Genomic DNA, 13,804 nt, shown 5'->3' with positions numbered 1-13,804 from the left:
TCGGATGTTCACTCGTGAAGGGAACGATTCGCGTCCGCGTCGAACCGGGACGGAACGCGTCGGGGCCGACGGACCGCCCCCGGAGAGGTCGGTTCAGTCGGTCAGACCGTAACCGCGCTTGAACAGGGCGACGTTCAGCGCCGTTACGCCGACGGTGAGGGCGACGAGGACGGCCAGGGAGGCGTTCGGGTCTACCTCGCTGACGCCGAGGAAGCCGTAGCGGACGCCGTTGACCATGTATATCATCGGGTTCAGCAGCGACACCTGCTGGACCGTCGCCGGCAGTTCGCCCAGCGAGTAGAACACGCCGCCGAAGAACACCAGCGGTCGCAGGATGAACTGGTTCATCATCGTCAGGTCGTCGAAGTCGTCGGCCCACAGGCCTCCGACGACGCCGAACCCGGCGAACAGCAGGGTGATGACGAGCATGAACGCGACGAGGTAGAACGGCTTGGCGACGCCGACGGAGGTGAAGAACGCGCCGATGACGGCGACGAGGGCGCCGACGATGATGCCGCGGGCCGCAGAGGAGAGGACGAACGCGCCGACCATCGACCGATNGAAGAACGCGCCGATGACGGCGACGAGGGCGCCGACGATGATGCCGCGGGCCGCAGAGGAGAGGACGAACGCGCCGACCATCGACCGATAGGAGAGAGGCGAGGTCAGCACCTCTTCGATGTAGCGGTTCCACCGGCCGTGGAAGATGGAGAAGGAGGCGTTCTCGAAGGCGTTCGACACCGCGCCGAGGACGATGAGGCCGGGGAGGATAAAGAGGATGTAGGGGACGCCCGCGATCTCGTTGATGCGTTCGCCGAGGATAACGCCGAACACCGAGAAGTACAGCACGTTCGTGATGAACGGCGGGACGAACGTGTTGCGCGGGCGGCGGATGAACCGAAGCACCTCGCGCTTGAGGAGGGCGTAGAAGCCCGTGCGTTCGACGTTCATCCGCTCGCCTCCGTCGTCGCGCGGTCCTCGTCGGTTCTAGTCATCTCCACGAACACCTCTTCGAGCGAGGTGCGCGAGATTTCGAGGTCGACTATCTCGTGGCCCGCGCTATCGAGGCGGCGGACGAGTTCGGGCGCGACGAGGCCGCCCTCGCGGGCGGTGACGACGAGGCGCGTCCCGTCGAGTTCGACCGCCTCGACCCGGTCGTCCTCGGCGGCGAAGTCGGGGACGGCGGTGGGGGCGTTCCGGAGCGTCACCACCACGTCGTCGGTGCCGCGGTCCATCAGGTCCTCGGGACTCGCCACCTCGACGACGCGCCCCGAATCGAGGATGGCCACCTCGTCGCAGAGGCGTTCGGCCTCCTCGATGTAGTGGGTCGTGAGGAGGATGGTCGTCCCCGAGTCGTTCAGTTCGGTGATGGTCTCCCACAGTTCGCGGCGGAGTTGCACGTCGACGCCCGCGGTGGGTTCGTCGAGGATGAGGAGGTCCGGGTCGGTGATAAGCGCGCGGGCGAGGACGAACCGGCGCTTCATCCCGCCGGAGAGCCAGTCGAACCGCGTGTCGCGCTTCTCGTAGATGCCCACGCGCTTCAGCACCTCGTCGGCGCGTTCGGCCGCCTCCTCCTCGGAGATTCCGTGGTAGCCCGCTTTGTGCTGGAGCACCTCGCGGATGGGGAAAAAGCGGTCGACGTTGAACTCCTGCGGCGCGAGGCCGATGCTGTCGCGCGCCTCGCGGTAGTCGTCCTCCACGTCGTAGCCGAACACCTCGGCCCGGCCGCTGGACTTGCGGACGAGGCCGACGAGGACGTTGATGAACGTCGTCTTTCCCGCGCCGTTCGGGCCGAGGAGGCCGAAAAACGACCCCTCGGGGACGTCGAGGTCGACGCCGTCGAGCGCCTGCACGTCGCCGTAGGACTTGCGTAAATCGCGTATCGTTATCGCAGAAGACATCGGATACCGAAGGTCGGCGATTGCGGGGATTAAGCGCACCGACCGCGGAACCGGGTGAGAGAAGCTGGCACGGGCGGGAGGGGACGCTGCTGTCTCGGCGTACCTCAGTGTGGATATTGTTCACATAGGTATACGTATTAGGTGCTAAATCCCACTAAAGAATATTAACACTATCAATCATTATGTTTATTTAGCAGACTGAACACGGAGCGAACGAGGTGACACAGGATGGCAGTACCCGGCGCAGTACGCGCCCACCGTCCCGCGTTCCGTCAGCCGAACCGCTCGACGAACAGCCCCGACCCACCGATACGAGATAGATGACGACACCTATGACCCGACGCACGACGCGACCGACGACCCGAGACTACCCGAACAACGAGGAGAACATGGACGCCCCGCTGGTCCCGTTCATCGCCGACGCGGCCGAACCGACCGAACCGACGACGCTGACGGAGATGACGGAGTCGACCGACGACGACATCGGCGGCCTGCGTCGCGACATCGCCGCCCTCCGGACGCAACTGGAACGGTTGGAGACCCGTATGGAGACGGAGGAGCGCCGATGAGTTCGGACCCCTACGAGCGGACGACAGGCGCCGACGTGTTCACCCGCGACGTCGACAACGAGTCCGCCCGGGAGTTCCGCCGGATGCTCGACGAGCAGAACTTCGTCTTCGCGCCGGGCATCTACCACGCCCTCGACGCCCGCCTGGCCGAACTCGCCGGCCTCGACGCGGCGTACATGAGCGGCTACTCCACGGTCCTCGGTCAGTTCGGCTTCCCGGACCTGGAGATGGTGACGATGACCGAGATGGTCGAGAACGCAAAGCGCATCGTCGAGTCGACGAACCTGCCCGTCGTCGCCGACTGCGACACGGGGTACGGCGGCGTCCACAACGTCCGCCGCGCCGTCCGCGAGTACGAGAAGGCGGGCGTCGCCGCGATTCACATCGAGGACCAGACGACGCCGAAGCGCTGCGGCCACATCGCCGGCAAGGAAATCGTCTCGCGCGACAAAGCCCGCGCGCGCTTCGAGGCGGCCGTCGACGCCAAGCAGTCCGAGGACACGTTCATCATCGCCCGGACGGACGCCTACGGCTCCTCGAACGGCGACTGGGAGGAGCACTTAGAGCGGGGGCGAATCTACGCCGACGCCGGCGTCGACATGGTCTGGCCGGAGATGCCCGACCCCTCGCGCGAGGACGCCGTCGAGTACGCCGAGACCATCCACGAGACGCATCCGGACCTGAAGTTGGCGTTCAACTACTCCTCGTCGTTCGCGTGGTCCGAGGAGGAGGACCCGCTGACGTTCGAGGAACTGGGGAATCTCGGCTACGAGTACATCTTCATCACGCTGTTCGGCCTGCACTCGGGCGCCCACAGCGTCTACGAGGACTTCCAGAATCTCGCGGAGAACGACGAGGTCGGACAGATGGACCTCGAAGAGCGCTACATCGGTCACCCGACCGAATCGCACCACGAACTCGCGTTCGTCTCCGACTACCAGGAGACGGAGATGGAGTTCGACCGCGAGGCGCGCGAGCGAATCGAGAGCTCCGAGGGCTTCTCGGAGGAACAGAGCGACCCCATAGAGAGCGACGACTGACGATGAGCGAGCAATCGACGCGGACGAGCGAGAGTCGGACGAGCGGAGACATCCAACCGACGATGCGGCGGAGCCAACTGGCGACGCCCGGCAGCGACGAGACGATGGTGCGGAAGGCGCCCGATTCGGGCGCCGACGAGGCGTTCTTGGACCTCGAAGACGCCGTCGCCCCCGGCGAGAAAGTGGACGCCCGCGAGACGGTCATCGAGGGTCTGCGGGACGGCGACTGGTCGGAGACGCGGGCGTGCTTCCGGATGAACGGCGTCGACACCGAGTGGTGGTACGACGACGTCATCGAAGTCGTCGGCGCCGCGGGCGAGTCCGTCGACACCATCATGGTGCCGATGTGCCACGACGACTCGACGGTGCGGACGGTCGACAACCTCCTCACCCAAGTCGAGGCGAACGAGGGACTGCCCGAGGGGGAGATCGGCCTCCAGTGCCAGATAGAGTCCGCCGCGGGCATGACGAACGTCGCGGAGATAGCCCGCGCCTCCGACCGGATGGAGTCGCTGGTGTTCGGGCCGGGCGACTACACCGCCAGCGTCGGCGCGGCGGGCCTGACCATCGGGTCCGGCGGCGACTACCCCGGCCACTACTGGCACTACCAACTGGCCCGTATCGCCCACGCCGCGAAGGCCGAGGGGCTACAGGTCATCGACGGGCCGTACGCCGAAATCGAGGACCCCGAAGGGTTCAGGGAGTCCTGCCGGAACGCGAGCCTCCTCGGGTGCGACGGCAAGTGGGCCATCCACCCGAGCCAGATCGAAATCGCGAACGAGACGTTCGCGCCCGACCCCGAGGAGGCCGAACGCGCCCAGCGCATCGTCGACGCCTACGCCGAGGCGACGGCCGCGGGAAAGGGCGCCGTCTCCGTCGACGGGGAGATGGTCGACGAGGCGACGAACAAGATGGCGCGGCGACTCGTCGCCCGCGCCGAGGCCGCGGGGGTGCTCTGAGCCGCGGTATCCCGTGTCACACCTGAAAAAATATTAAGTGAAGCGACATCGTCTGCCGAATCGAGTCCCGCGACCCGCGGGCAGAGGAACCGATGCTCCGTCACACCACCGCTCGTCGTCCGACTTCGATGGTAGCCGCGCGTGCGGCCGCCACAGTCGGCGACGAGGGGACGGGGGGCATCGGAATCGAAGCGGGGGTCTCCGGCGACGATTCCGGGAACCCCTCCCTCTGCGTCCGGTCCGCGCTCGGCGCGTGAAGTCGCGCCGCGCGGGCGGGGTCCGGGAAACCGGCGTCGTCTCCGTGTGACTCACCCGAGACGAACCGGCCCGTTCCTTTCTCGCGCGGTTCCACTACGTCCCGAGTGCGTACCGTCGCGTCCGCGAACCCGACGCGACGAACGACCGGACCGCTCCCGTGTCGGCACTCCGAGGAGAGAGGCGCGTTCGATTCGCGCCGGGAGCCTATGGCAATCAGTCCTGCTAGTCCGGACGCACAGCGAGAAGAACACGAGTGCGAACGCAAACGCGCGGTCCGCGCGTCGCTGACGGTGCTCGTCACGCGGAACGCCGACGGCGACTTAGCGGAGGGCGTCCGCGCCCGCCTGGCCGCCGTCGACTGCGTCGTCGGCGTGGACCGCGCTGACGTGAGCGGCTTACGACCCGCGCTGAACGACTTACGCGTGCAGGTCGACGCCGCCCTGCGCGTCAGCGGTCCGCCCGACGAGGCGAGCGTCGCCGCCGCACTCGAATCGGGCTTCGGCGTCAAGGAGGTGCGGGAGGTGGACGCGGAGTAGGCCGGTGACGACGCGCCGGCGCGCGAACCGCCCGCTCAACCCGACGCCCCCCGCTTCGGCCCTCCCCCCGGTCCCCGAATCCGCAGCGAACGCTCAAGTCCGTCCGCCGCCACCTCCGGTCGTGAGTTCCTCAGACACCACGGACGCCGACGCCGCCCCGTTCGTCGTCCGCGACCCGGTGACCGACGCCGCGGACCCCGAAGCCGAGGCCCTCGCGCGACTCCGCCGCCTGAGCTACTATCTGGACAGCGCGATACCGATTCCGGGGACGAACCTGCGCATCGGCCTCGACCCGATACTGGGGCTTCTTCCCGTCGCGGGCGACCTGCCCGCCGCGGCCGTCTCGGCGTACATCGTCGCGGAAGCCGCGGCCCTCGGCGCGCCGCGGGAGACGGTGGCGCGGATGGTCGGCAACCTCGCTGTCGACGCCGTCGTGGGGTCGATTCCCCTCGTGGGCGACGTGTTCGACGCGGCGTGGAAAGCAAACCGAAGAAACGTCCGCCTGTTCGAGGCGCGGCGCGCCGACCCATCGGGGGCCGAACGCGACGGGCGCGTCCTCGCCGTCGCCGGCGTCCTCCTGTTCTGCCTCGTCGTCGCCCTCGGCGCGGCCGTCGCTCTCGCCTCCTGGTGGCTGCTGTCGCAGGTCGTCTGAAAGGGGAAGACAGAAACGCGGTCCACGTCATCGTCCCGTATGAGTATCTTGGAGGACGCGCGCGAGGTGGCCGCGCAGAGTCCCGTCTGCGACCCGTGTCTGGGCCGCGTGTTCGCCGACCGGAGTTTCGGACTGACGAACGCCGAACGGGGCCGAAGCCTCCGGGTCGCCGCCGCCCTCGAAGACGACGAGGAACCCGAGGAGGTGGCCCGCGAGGACTGCTGGGTGTGCGAGGGCGAGTGCGCCCGATTCGACGAGTGGGCCGAACGGTGCGTCGAGGCCGTCGAGGGCGTCGAGTTCGACACCTACCAGGTCGGGACGCGCGCGCCGCCGTTGGTCGAGGAGAACGAGGTGCTCCTCCGCGAGGGGGCCGGACTCGCCGAGGACGCGGGCGAACTGTTCAAATCCGAGTACAACCGCGAGGTGGGCAAGCGGTTCGGTCGACTCACCGAGACGGAGGTGGAGTTCGGCCGGCCGGACGTGCAGTTCCTCCTCGACATCGACGCCGACACCGTAGCGGTCGAAATCAACTCCACGTTCGTCTACGGGCGCTACCGCAAACTCGAACGCGACATCCCGCAGACCGAGTGGCCGTGTAACAAGTGCCACGGTACTGGATACCTCGGCAAACAGCCCTGCGACAAATGCGACGGGACGGGCTACATGTACCAAGAGAGCGTCGAGGGTCTGACCGCCCCCGTCGTGATGGACGTGATGGACGGCACGGACGCGAAGTTCCACGGCGCCGGGCGGGAGGACGTCGACGCCCTGATGCTCGGGACGGGACGGCCGTTCGTCATCGAAATCATGGAACCGCGCCGCCGCGACGTGGACGTCGAGCGTCTGGAGGGCGACATCAACGCCTTCGCCGGGGGGAAAGCCGAAGTCGAGGGACTCCGCCTCGCCGCCTACGACATGGTCGAACGCGTAAAGCAGTTGAACGCCTCGAAGCGCTACCGCGCGGAGGTGGAGTTCGGCGACGACGTCACCGAGGAGGAACTCGCCGACGCTCTCGCCGAACTCGACGGGGCGACCATCGAACAGTACACGCCGAACCGCGTCGACCACCGCCGGGCGGCGCTCACCCGGACCCGCGAGGTGTTCGAGGCGACGGGCGAGTGGGCGGACGAGCGACACGCCACCGTCGAGGTGCACGGGGCCGGCGGCCTCTACATCAAGGAACTCGTCTCGGGCGACGAGGGACGGACGGAACCGAGTCTGGCGGGCCTGCTCGGCGTCGACGCCGTCGTGACGGCGCTCGACGTGACGGGCGTTTACGGCGTCGACGAGGAATTCGAGAACGAGTCGTTCTTCCGCGGCGACCCCCGGTAGACCACCGGCCTTCGCCGAGGCGACGTCCCAACGTTTACCAGTCTCCGGCCGCGCCTACGAGTGAGAGCAGATACCATGTGTCACCACTACGAGTCGAATCCGGAGTGGGAAGCGCTCGTCGAGCAACGACTGCGCGCGGAGTTCGAAGACGACGGCGACGGACCGGAGGAATCGCCGGGTCGGGCCGACCCGCCTCTCGCGGACGACTGAGCGCCCGTTCGACTCTTTTCACCCCTCCTTCGCCGGCGCCGACCGCAACCGCTTAGTCGTCGCTGGTCGCCGACCGAGGTATGACAGACGGGTCGCCCGTCCTCGTCGGCAGCGACGAGGCGGGCAAGGGGCCGGTGCTCGGGCCGATGGTCGCCGCGGCGGTGCGCGCCGACGCAGACGCCCTGCCGGACGGCATCGACGACTCCAAACGCCTCTCGTCGGCGCGCCGCGAGGAGATAGCGGCGACGCTTCGGGAGCACGAGGGAGTCGAGATAGGCGTCGCGTTCGTCGAACCCGAGCGTATCGACCGTCCGGACACCGACATGAACGCGCTGACCGTCGCCGCGCACGTCGAGGCGGTCGCCGCCGTCGCGCGCGAGGGCGACGAGGTAGTAACCGACGCGGGCGACGTGAACGAGTCGCGGTTCGGCAGGCGCGTCCGAACGGGCGTCGAGGAGGCGGGTGTCGCCGTCTCCGTCACCGCCGAACACCGCGCGGACGAGACGTATCCACACGTCGGCGCTGCGAGCGTCGTCGCCAAGGTGGAACGCGACGCGCGGATGGCCGAGATAGACGAGGATGTGACGGCGTACGGCCCCGTCGGGAGCGGGTACCCGAGCGATCCGACGACTCGCGAGTTCCTCAGGAGGTACGTCGGCGAGACGGGCGAGTTGCCGGACTGCGCGCGGGCTTCGTGGTCGACGTGCGACGACGTGTTGGACGCGGCGGCGCAGTCGTCGCTGACAGAGTTCTGAATCCGCGGCGGCAGGGGAGAGGAGAGGGGGGACCGGACCGTAGCCGCTCAGCGCATCTCGTCCAGCGAGACGTACGACTCCCGCTTGGCGGAGACCCACGTCGTGACGCGCTCCTCGTCGTCGGCCCGGAGCGGGTATATCGTACACTCATCGGACTCGTCGTCGTACTCGACGACGGTGGAAACCAGCGTCTCCGAAGCGGTTGCTGCGTGCGGGGCATCTGCGTCGTCCGTCAGGGGAGCGTCGATTGACATAATGTACGTGCCTCGCTGTCTACGTCGTCGCCCGCGCGAGCGGGTAACCACGGTCTGCGTCGCGGTACAGTTTACAGTACGTGCGCTTCCGCAGTTAAATACCGGCCTACAGGATTAGGGCGGCGCCGCCGCGAAAATAGACGGACGGAATCGGGGTCGGGCGAGACTGCCGCGAACGGCGGAGAGTAGCGTTCTGTGATAAGAATCGCCGGAGGCGAGCGACGAAGTGGGGTCGGGGTGCGGTTCTCAGCGGTCGATAGTCGTCAGCGACCGAAGGATGTCACCGTACGCCGGGCGGGTGACGAGGACGCCGATGAGGACGCCGAGGATGGTGAAGATGGCGAATCCCTGCAGGTCGCCGAGCGACAGTACCGCCAGCGGGGACATCGCCACGATGGTCGTCGCGGCGGCGGCGCCGATGACCCAGAACGCCTTGCGGAAGCGCGACTGGAAGATGCGGCGCGAGGAGACGTCCCCTTCGGCCATCACCTCGTCGGCGATGATGATGAGGTCGTCCACCCCGGTCCCGATGACGGCGATGAAGCCGGCGATGACAGAGAGGTCGAGCGGGTAGCCGATGGCGGCCGCGGCCCCGAGGAGGATGACCACCTCGGAGAGCGCGGTGACGATCATCGGCGCGGCCACCTTCACGTCGCTGTAGCGGACGAAGACGACGCCGCTGACCGCCAGCACCGCGACGATGCCGGTGATGAGCGAGTCTATCTTGAAGCTCTCACCCTGACTGGGCGAGACGTAGGAGGTGGTACCCCCGTCCTCGCCGGAGAGGTCGAGTTTCGCCGGGAGCGCGCCCGCGCGGAGGTTGATGGCGACCTGCTGGGCCTCGGAGGTGTTGCGTGCGGTCAGGACGAACTCCGGGCTGTTGGCCCACTCGCCGCTTCGCATGCTGCTCGCGAGACCGCCGTCCATCCCGAACGCGTTGACGACGTCGCCGTTGACGACCAACAGGAGACACGGTTGGGTGCTGTTGGGGTTCTGGTCGTACGTACAGGAGGTACCGCCGGGTTGTGCGACGCCCGTCTCGACCAGCGACCGCTGGAGTTCGGGGGCGACGGAGGACTTGATGGTGACCGGCACGGACGGGGCCGAGCCCTGGTCCTGCACGGAGCCGATGGTCTGGAAGTCGTTCTGCTGGAGGACGACCTCCGAGCGGTAGGTCCTCGTCCCGTTCTCTTCGACCGGGTAGTACGCCTGGACGACGACGGTCCCGCGTTCGGAGACGAGTTGGCGGACCTCGCTCGTGTCGCGGTTGGGCACCTCCACGCGGATGAAGTGTTGGCCCGTCGCCGTCGTCACCTGTTGGACCGACCCGCCGGAGAGGCCGGCCTGATTGATCTTGTCGCTGAGGATGCGGACGACTTCCTCGCGCGTCGCGTCGGTGACGCCGTCGCGGACCGTCCCGAATCCGTACCCGGCCGACTGGAGGGCGGTGCGGAACTCCTGTTGAGTGACGTTCTCGGCGGTCACCTCGACCGACGTGGAGTTGGCCGACTGACGGGCGATGACGTCCGTCACCGTGGCGCCCTGCAGGTTCGAGGCGACGTTCTGTTCGACCACGCGGGGTTGGTCGCCCCCGAACTGGACGCCCTCGGCGGTCAGGCCGACGAGGGGCGCGCGGATGCGCGTCCCGCCGGAGAGTTCGAGACCGAACTGCAGGTTCGTGGGTCCGGAGTCGGTCGCGTTGCCGACGCCGCCGTCCGATCCCGCCCCCCCGGCGAGCGTCGGGGAGAACAGCGCGAACGTGGAGACGAGGAGGAATACGACGAGGAGGGCGACCCGCCAGTTGTCGCGGAGGCCCGCCATCAGCGACGCACCCCCTCGAACTTGTACCAGCGAAGCAGACTGAGGTTGAGCATGTAGGTGTTCATCAGGTCGGTGGCGAGGCCGAACACGAGGACGGTCCCGATGGCCGCGAGCAGTTGGATGCCGAACAGCGTCGCCGTGATGGTCATGACGATCATCGCCGCGATGGAGGTGAGCGTCATCGTCACCCCGGTCCGCATCGCCCGGTACGTCGACTCGTAGAAGTCGCCGGAGCGCCGGAGGATGTGGTTGTTCAGGAGGATGTCGGAGTCCACCGAGTACCCGATGAGCATCAGGAGGGCGGCGACGGTCCCGAGCGAGAGTTGGATGCCGAGGAGGTTCATCAGCGCCACGGGGATGACGATGTCGGAGAACGCCGAGATGACGACGGCGACGGAGGGGACGAACGTGCGGAACATGGCGAAGACGAGGACGCTCATGCCGAGGAAGGCGGCGGCGACCCCGCCGAGGGCGAGCCACTGCGTGTCACCGCCGAAATTGGCCGAGACCGAGGAGATAGAGCGGACCTCGAAGCCCGCCTGTTCGGCCTGTCGTTGTAAGTTGTTCGCGTCCGCACCGACGCCCGACCCAGAGTCCGACTGGAACGTCACGATGTACAGCCCGTTCTCGGCCGGGACGGACTGGATAGAAGCGGGTTCGGCGTCGAACGCCTGCTGGATCTGTTCTTGGGCGTTGCCGGAGCCGTCGACGACGACCTGAATCTCCGTCCCGCCGGTGAAGGCGATGCCCTGGTTGACGGGAACGCCCGTCATGACGTACCACCCGCCGATGACGAGGAGTGCGACCGCCAACACCGCCAAGGGGACCGCGGCGAGTTGGCGATTCGTGTACCGGGTGTAATCTACCTCCGGTACCGTGAAGTCGACCATGCGTGGCGTTCGTCACGGTCCCCGAATAAGCCTTCTTATACGCCCCCACTCGTCGACTGGCGATACGCGGTGCGTGCGGCCGTGAGACGTTTTGTCCCAGAGCCCCTATCGGAGGTATGGACGACGGAAACGCGAACGCGACGGCGGCACCGAGAGAGCACGACGAGGCCCGCCGGGTCGTCATCTCCTACCCGGACGACCTCAGCGCGTGGGCGCGCGACCAACTGGAGACCGACCGGTTCCGACTCTACCTCCGGCGGGTGCTTGAGGACCTGACGCCCGGCGACACCTGGGAGGAGTTCGTCGACGTGGGCTGTTGCGGCAACTCTCTGGACGTTCCCCTCCGAATCGAGTCCGTCGACGGCGTCGAGACGATGGGTCCCGACACCGAAATCGAGTACGCGACGCGCGAGAGCGAACCCGGCGAGGTGGAAGGCGGGTGGAAGGTCCAGAGCGCCGACGGGCCGACGCCGACGAGCGGCAAGGAACGCGAGGAGCGCGAGGAACGGTCCTAAGCGAGCGCACCGCCGTTCGTCAGGTCGAGGACGATGCCCGCGATACCGAGGGCGAACAGGACGACGAGCGACCAGAACCACAGGTCGCTGTCGGCGATGCGCTGGATGCCGTCGTCGGTCGTCCCGCGGGCGGCGCTCCGAGCGAGCGTCACCAGCACGAACAGGCCGAACGCCGCGAACACGACGCCGAACAGGGTGACGCCCTCGGTGAGAAACTCGACGGCGCTGTCGACGACGAGAGCGAGCGCGTACAGTCCCATGCAGACGACCACGACGCGTTCTCTGTCCATACGGGGCTTCCTCGCCCGACGAAGATAGCTCTTGGGCGGTCAGAGAAGGCGGACGACCGCTCCGACGGCGAGGAGAACGATGGCGACGGTCTGCGGCCAGAAGAACCAGTCCTGCCGGGCGAATTGTCGGAAGCTGTACTCGTCGTTCTCGTGGCGCAGGTTCCAGAGGCCGGACGCGACGAGCAGCGCTCCGCCGAACGCGGACAGCGCACCGCCGAGAGAGAACCCACGCGTCGCCATCGTCCACGCGCCGACGGCGAGGTAGAGGCCGCCGACGCACGTGTACTGGATCACCAGCGCTCGCACTCGGTCCATGCGGGGACGGTTCGGGCGGACGGTATAACAAGACCACCGTCCCGCGGTTCGGAGTCGACCGGACCCGTATCCACATCCGCGTCGGCGTCCAGTCGACCCCCTCGCGGGCGGTTCAGGGCATGTATCGAACGACGACGACGCCGGGGTCGGTCCGAATCTCGACGCGGTTCACGCCGAGGCGCGCCGCTCGGGACAGCGTGTTCTCCGCGTCGTCGGCCACGTCGGTGGCGGCCTGGTCGGTCTCCGCCTCGGGGACAGTGACGACGTGAATCTCTCCCGTCCCCGCGCGCTCCTTCCGGGTGAGTTCGCCCACCGGTTGCGACTCGGCGATGTCGCGGGAGTCCGCCGTCGGCGCCTCGTCGGACAGTTCGATGGTGAGTCCCCACCGCGACTCGATATCGACGAGTTGGTAGGACACGTTCATCGGCGGGTCGGGGGCGACGACGCCCGTGACGGCGTCGTGGCGTTCGACGCCGGGGTTCGACGACAGCGTGTGCACCTGCCCGGTGTCGACGTTCTTCAGCACCGCCGAGTCCTCGTCGGCGGCGGTCACGAGGAACGTCCCCTCGACTCGCTCGTCGTCCGGGTCGTCCTGCTCCGCGTCGCCGAACGGTTCGCCTCGGCCGATTCCGTCGTCCTCGGTCATTGCTCGCGAGTAGGCGCGGCGGCCACTTCCGGGTTTCGTCACGCCCGGAGGCTCGCCGCCTCCCGCGAGGCCGCACGGACGGACTCAGCCGAACAGCCTGTGCGCGGCGGCGACGAGGAGAGCGCCGCAGAGCGGGACGATCCACGACAGCGCCTGCGGAATCGCGTACAGCAGGGCGACGACCGGCGCGAACAGCCCTGACGGCGGCGGGCGCGTCACCGTCTCCCCGTCCAGCACGAACGTCTCGGGCATCGACGCGACGGCGCCCAAGTACAGCGAGAACAAGAAGAGGTAGCCGGCGACGGCCAGCGCCACCTCGTACCGCGGCGTCGACTCGATGTCGCGCCGGTAGCGGCGGGCGACGGCGAGCGTCGGCGCGACGGCCGGGAGGACGACGAGGAGGCCGATGACGATGAAGAACGCCCGCGAGAGCGTCAGCGACCCGCCCTGCACCGCCGCCGTCCGACCGAGGAGGACGACGATGGCGATGACGACGAACAGCGCAACGAGCGCGACGGCGAACGCGCTGAGCACGACGTACGATTTGAACAGGAGCGACCGACTGCGCCGGAAGGCGTAGGGAAAGGCCCCGAAGACGCCGTTGTAACCCGTTGCCATCGTCGGAGGTTAGGGGCGGCGGTTCTTGAGCGAACCGGTCTCATTCGTGGGAGACAGGTAGGGTGGATTCGCCGATTGTAACCCCGCTCGGCGCGCGAGAACCGAGAACACGACGAAAGGAGCCGTCGTGGTGTTCCCGTCTCCAGTTGCGCCTCCGAAGCAGACGGAAGCTGGTAATTCGGAGAATACCCACCTTTTTGCCCGCACCCGTCGGGCTGTCTCTTATACACATCTCTGAGCGGG

At 67.7% G+C, this 13,804-nt stretch carries 19 protein-coding genes; 10 read left to right on the top strand and 9 right to left on the bottom strand.

The genetic code is table 11. From position 1 onward, the window contains the following. Positions 1 to 93: 93 nt before the first annotated feature. Together C474_RS04140 and C474_RS04135 are read right to left on the bottom strand one after the other, a co-directional pair. Entirely contained in the window at positions 94 to 951 is an 858-nt protein-coding gene (locus C474_RS04140) for an ABC transporter permease (protein WP_008384268.1), read from the bottom strand. Next, a complete protein-coding gene (locus tag C474_RS04135; protein WP_008384266.1) occupies positions 948 to 1,901 on the bottom strand; it encodes an ABC transporter ATP-binding protein in 954 nt (317 codons plus the stop codon). Before C474_RS04135 ends, C474_RS04140 begins: the two co-directional genes overlap by 4 nt. A gap of 332 nt (positions 1,902 to 2,233) precedes the next feature. Here C474_RS04135 and C474_RS21195 point away from each other — a divergent pair, with 332 nt between their 5' ends. The 9 genes from C474_RS21195 to rnhB all read left to right on the top strand — a co-directional run bounded on the left by C474_RS21195 (position 2,234) and on the right by rnhB (position 8,212). Then, positions 2,234 to 2,470 (top strand): hypothetical protein, encoded by a 237-nt coding sequence (locus tag C474_RS21195; RefSeq protein ID WP_008384264.1) that lies wholly within the window; start codon positions 2,234 to 2,236, stop codon positions 2,468 to 2,470. Further along, entirely contained in the window at positions 2,467 to 3,510 is a 1,044-nt protein-coding gene (gene aceA, locus C474_RS04125; protein ID WP_008384262.1) for an isocitrate lyase, read from the top strand. Before C474_RS21195 ends, aceA begins: the two co-directional genes overlap by 4 nt. Positions 3,511 to 3,512: 2 nt before the next feature. After that, the gene (locus C474_RS04120; protein WP_008384261.1) at positions 3,513 to 4,469 is read left to right on the top strand and encodes an HpcH/HpaI aldolase/citrate lyase family protein; all 957 of its coding nucleotides are present in this window, start codon (positions 3,513 to 3,515) and stop codon (positions 4,467 to 4,469) included. 128 nt (positions 4,470 to 4,597) lie between these two features. Continuing rightward, positions 4,598 to 4,726 (top strand): hypothetical protein, encoded by a 129-nt coding sequence (locus tag C474_RS23255; protein WP_275039803.1) that lies wholly within the window; start codon positions 4,598 to 4,600, stop codon positions 4,724 to 4,726. A 207-nt stretch (positions 4,727 to 4,933) separates the two neighbouring features. Then, a complete protein-coding gene (locus C474_RS04115; protein ID WP_049916710.1) occupies positions 4,934 to 5,263 on the top strand; it encodes a hypothetical protein in 330 nt (109 codons plus the stop codon). 121 nt (positions 5,264 to 5,384) lie between these two features. Beyond that, positions 5,385 to 5,915, top strand: a complete 531-nt coding sequence (locus tag C474_RS04110; RefSeq protein ID WP_008384257.1) for a DUF4112 domain-containing protein — start codon at positions 5,385 to 5,387, stop codon at positions 5,913 to 5,915. A gap of 39 nt (positions 5,916 to 5,954) precedes the next feature. Beyond that, the gene (locus C474_RS04105) at positions 5,955 to 7,247 is read left to right on the top strand and encodes a tRNA pseudouridine(54/55) synthase Pus10 (RefSeq protein ID WP_008384255.1); all 1,293 of its coding nucleotides are present in this window, start codon (positions 5,955 to 5,957) and stop codon (positions 7,245 to 7,247) included. 75 nt (positions 7,248 to 7,322) lie between these two features. After that, complete coding sequence (locus C474_RS23250; RefSeq protein ID WP_275039802.1) at positions 7,323 to 7,457, top strand: hypothetical protein; 135 nt, start codon at positions 7,323 to 7,325, stop codon at positions 7,455 to 7,457. 80 nt (positions 7,458 to 7,537) lie between these two features. Next, positions 7,538 to 8,212: a ribonuclease HII gene (gene rnhB, locus C474_RS04100; protein ID WP_008384253.1), complete on the top strand. Its 675-nt coding sequence runs from the start codon at positions 7,538 to 7,540 to the stop codon at positions 8,210 to 8,212. Between the two features lie 47 nt (positions 8,213 to 8,259). On the opposite strand, the gene C474_RS04095 is transcribed toward rnhB, so the two are convergent. The 3 genes from C474_RS04095 to secF all read right to left on the bottom strand — a co-directional run bounded on the left by C474_RS04095 (position 8,260) and on the right by secF (position 11,177). Then, complete coding sequence (locus C474_RS04095; protein ID WP_008384251.1) at positions 8,260 to 8,466, bottom strand: DUF7511 domain-containing protein; 207 nt, start codon at positions 8,464 to 8,466, stop codon at positions 8,260 to 8,262. Positions 8,467 to 8,712: 246 nt separating this feature from the next. Beyond that, positions 8,713 to 10,287: a preprotein translocase subunit SecD gene (locus tag C474_RS04090; RefSeq protein WP_008384249.1), complete on the bottom strand. Its 1,575-nt coding sequence runs from the start codon at positions 10,285 to 10,287 to the stop codon at positions 8,713 to 8,715. Beyond that, positions 10,287 to 11,177 carry a protein translocase subunit SecF gene (gene secF, locus C474_RS04085; RefSeq protein WP_008384247.1) on the bottom strand — a complete coding sequence of 297 codons (891 nt, stop codon included), beginning with the start codon at positions 11,175 to 11,177 and terminating at the stop codon, positions 10,287 to 10,289. The genes C474_RS04090 and secF overlap by 1 nt, the downstream gene beginning before the upstream one ends. Positions 11,178 to 11,293: 116 nt before the next feature. On the opposite strand from secF, the gene C474_RS04080 reads away from it, so the two are divergent. Next, entirely contained in the window at positions 11,294 to 11,692 is a 399-nt protein-coding gene (locus tag C474_RS04080; protein WP_008384245.1) for a hypothetical protein, read from the top strand. On the opposite strand, the gene C474_RS04075 is transcribed toward C474_RS04080, so the two are convergent. The 4 genes from C474_RS04075 to C474_RS04060 all read right to left on the bottom strand — a co-directional run bounded on the left by C474_RS04075 (position 11,689) and on the right by C474_RS04060 (position 13,561). Further along, positions 11,689 to 11,982, bottom strand: coding sequence for a hypothetical protein (locus C474_RS04075; RefSeq protein WP_008384244.1), 294 nt, complete (start codon positions 11,980 to 11,982; stop codon positions 11,689 to 11,691). The genes C474_RS04080 and C474_RS04075 overlap by 4 nt on opposite strands. A 39-nt stretch (positions 11,983 to 12,021) precedes the next feature. After that, the gene (locus tag C474_RS04070) at positions 12,022 to 12,297 is read right to left on the bottom strand and encodes a hypothetical protein (protein WP_008384242.1); all 276 of its coding nucleotides are present in this window, start codon (positions 12,295 to 12,297) and stop codon (positions 12,022 to 12,024) included. Between the two features lie 112 nt (positions 12,298 to 12,409). Next, a complete protein-coding gene (locus tag C474_RS04065) occupies positions 12,410 to 12,943 on the bottom strand; it encodes a DUF5812 family protein (protein WP_008384241.1) in 534 nt (177 codons plus the stop codon). An 84-nt stretch (positions 12,944 to 13,027) separates the two neighbouring features. Continuing rightward, positions 13,028 to 13,561: a hypothetical protein gene (locus tag C474_RS04060; RefSeq protein ID WP_008384238.1), complete on the bottom strand. Its 534-nt coding sequence runs from the start codon at positions 13,559 to 13,561 to the stop codon at positions 13,028 to 13,030. Positions 13,562 to 13,804 lie beyond the last annotated feature (243 nt).

The sequence above is a fragment of the Halogeometricum pallidum JCM 14848 genome, assembly GCF_000337095.1.
Classification (GTDB): Archaea; Halobacteriota; Halobacteria; order Halobacteriales; family Haloferacaceae; genus Halogeometricum; species Halogeometricum pallidum.
The sequence above is the reverse complement of the archived record's forward strand: the minus strand, read 5'-3'. Positions and strand labels throughout refer to the sequence as shown.

What these genes read in the sequence shown, in the direction of transcription:
- C474_RS04105 (WP_008384255.1), top strand. Translation starts at nt 5,955, where the DNA reads ATGAGTATCTTGGAGGACGCGCGCGAGGTGGCCGCGCAGAGTCCCGTC.
- C474_RS23255 (WP_275039803.1), top strand. Translation starts at nt 4,598, where the DNA reads ATGGTAGCCGCGCGTGCGGCCGCCACAGTCGGCGACGAGGGGACGGGG.
- C474_RS04065 (WP_008384241.1), bottom strand. Translation starts at nt 12,943, where the DNA reads ATGACCGAGGACGACGGAATCGGCCGAGGCGAACCGTTCGGCGACGCG.
- C474_RS04075 (WP_008384244.1), bottom strand. Translation starts at nt 11,982, where the DNA reads ATGGACAGAGAACGCGTCGTGGTCGTCTGCATGGGACTGTACGCGCTC.
- secF (WP_008384247.1), bottom strand. Translation starts at nt 11,177, where the DNA reads ATGGTCGACTTCACGGTACCGGAGGTAGATTACACCCGGTACACGAAT.
- C474_RS04120 (WP_008384261.1), top strand. Translation starts at nt 3,513, where the DNA reads ATGAGCGAGCAATCGACGCGGACGAGCGAGAGTCGGACGAGCGGAGAC.
- C474_RS21195 (WP_008384264.1), top strand. Translation starts at nt 2,234, where the DNA reads ATGACCCGACGCACGACGCGACCGACGACCCGAGACTACCCGAACAAC.
- aceA (WP_008384262.1), top strand. Translation starts at nt 2,467, where the DNA reads ATGAGTTCGGACCCCTACGAGCGGACGACAGGCGCCGACGTGTTCACC.
- C474_RS04095 (WP_008384251.1), bottom strand. Translation starts at nt 8,466, where the DNA reads ATGTCAATCGACGCTCCCCTGACGGACGACGCAGATGCCCCGCACGCA.
- C474_RS04090 (WP_008384249.1), bottom strand. Translation starts at nt 10,287, where the DNA reads ATGGCGGGCCTCCGCGACAACTGGCGGGTCGCCCTCCTCGTCGTATTC.
- rnhB (WP_008384253.1), top strand. Translation starts at nt 7,538, where the DNA reads ATGACAGACGGGTCGCCCGTCCTCGTCGGCAGCGACGAGGCGGGCAAG.
- C474_RS04060 (WP_008384238.1), bottom strand. Translation starts at nt 13,561, where the DNA reads ATGGCAACGGGTTACAACGGCGTCTTCGGGGCCTTTCCCTACGCCTTC.
- C474_RS23250 (WP_275039802.1), top strand. Translation starts at nt 7,323, where the DNA reads ATGTGTCACCACTACGAGTCGAATCCGGAGTGGGAAGCGCTCGTCGAG.
- C474_RS04070 (WP_008384242.1), bottom strand. Translation starts at nt 12,297, where the DNA reads ATGGACCGAGTGCGAGCGCTGGTGATCCAGTACACGTGCGTCGGCGGC.
- C474_RS04080 (WP_008384245.1), top strand. Translation starts at nt 11,294, where the DNA reads ATGGACGACGGAAACGCGAACGCGACGGCGGCACCGAGAGAGCACGAC.
- C474_RS04135 (WP_008384266.1), bottom strand. Translation starts at nt 1,901, where the DNA reads ATGTCTTCTGCGATAACGATACGCGATTTACGCAAGTCCTACGGCGAC.
- C474_RS04115 (WP_049916710.1), top strand. Translation starts at nt 4,934, where the DNA reads ATGGCAATCAGTCCTGCTAGTCCGGACGCACAGCGAGAAGAACACGAG.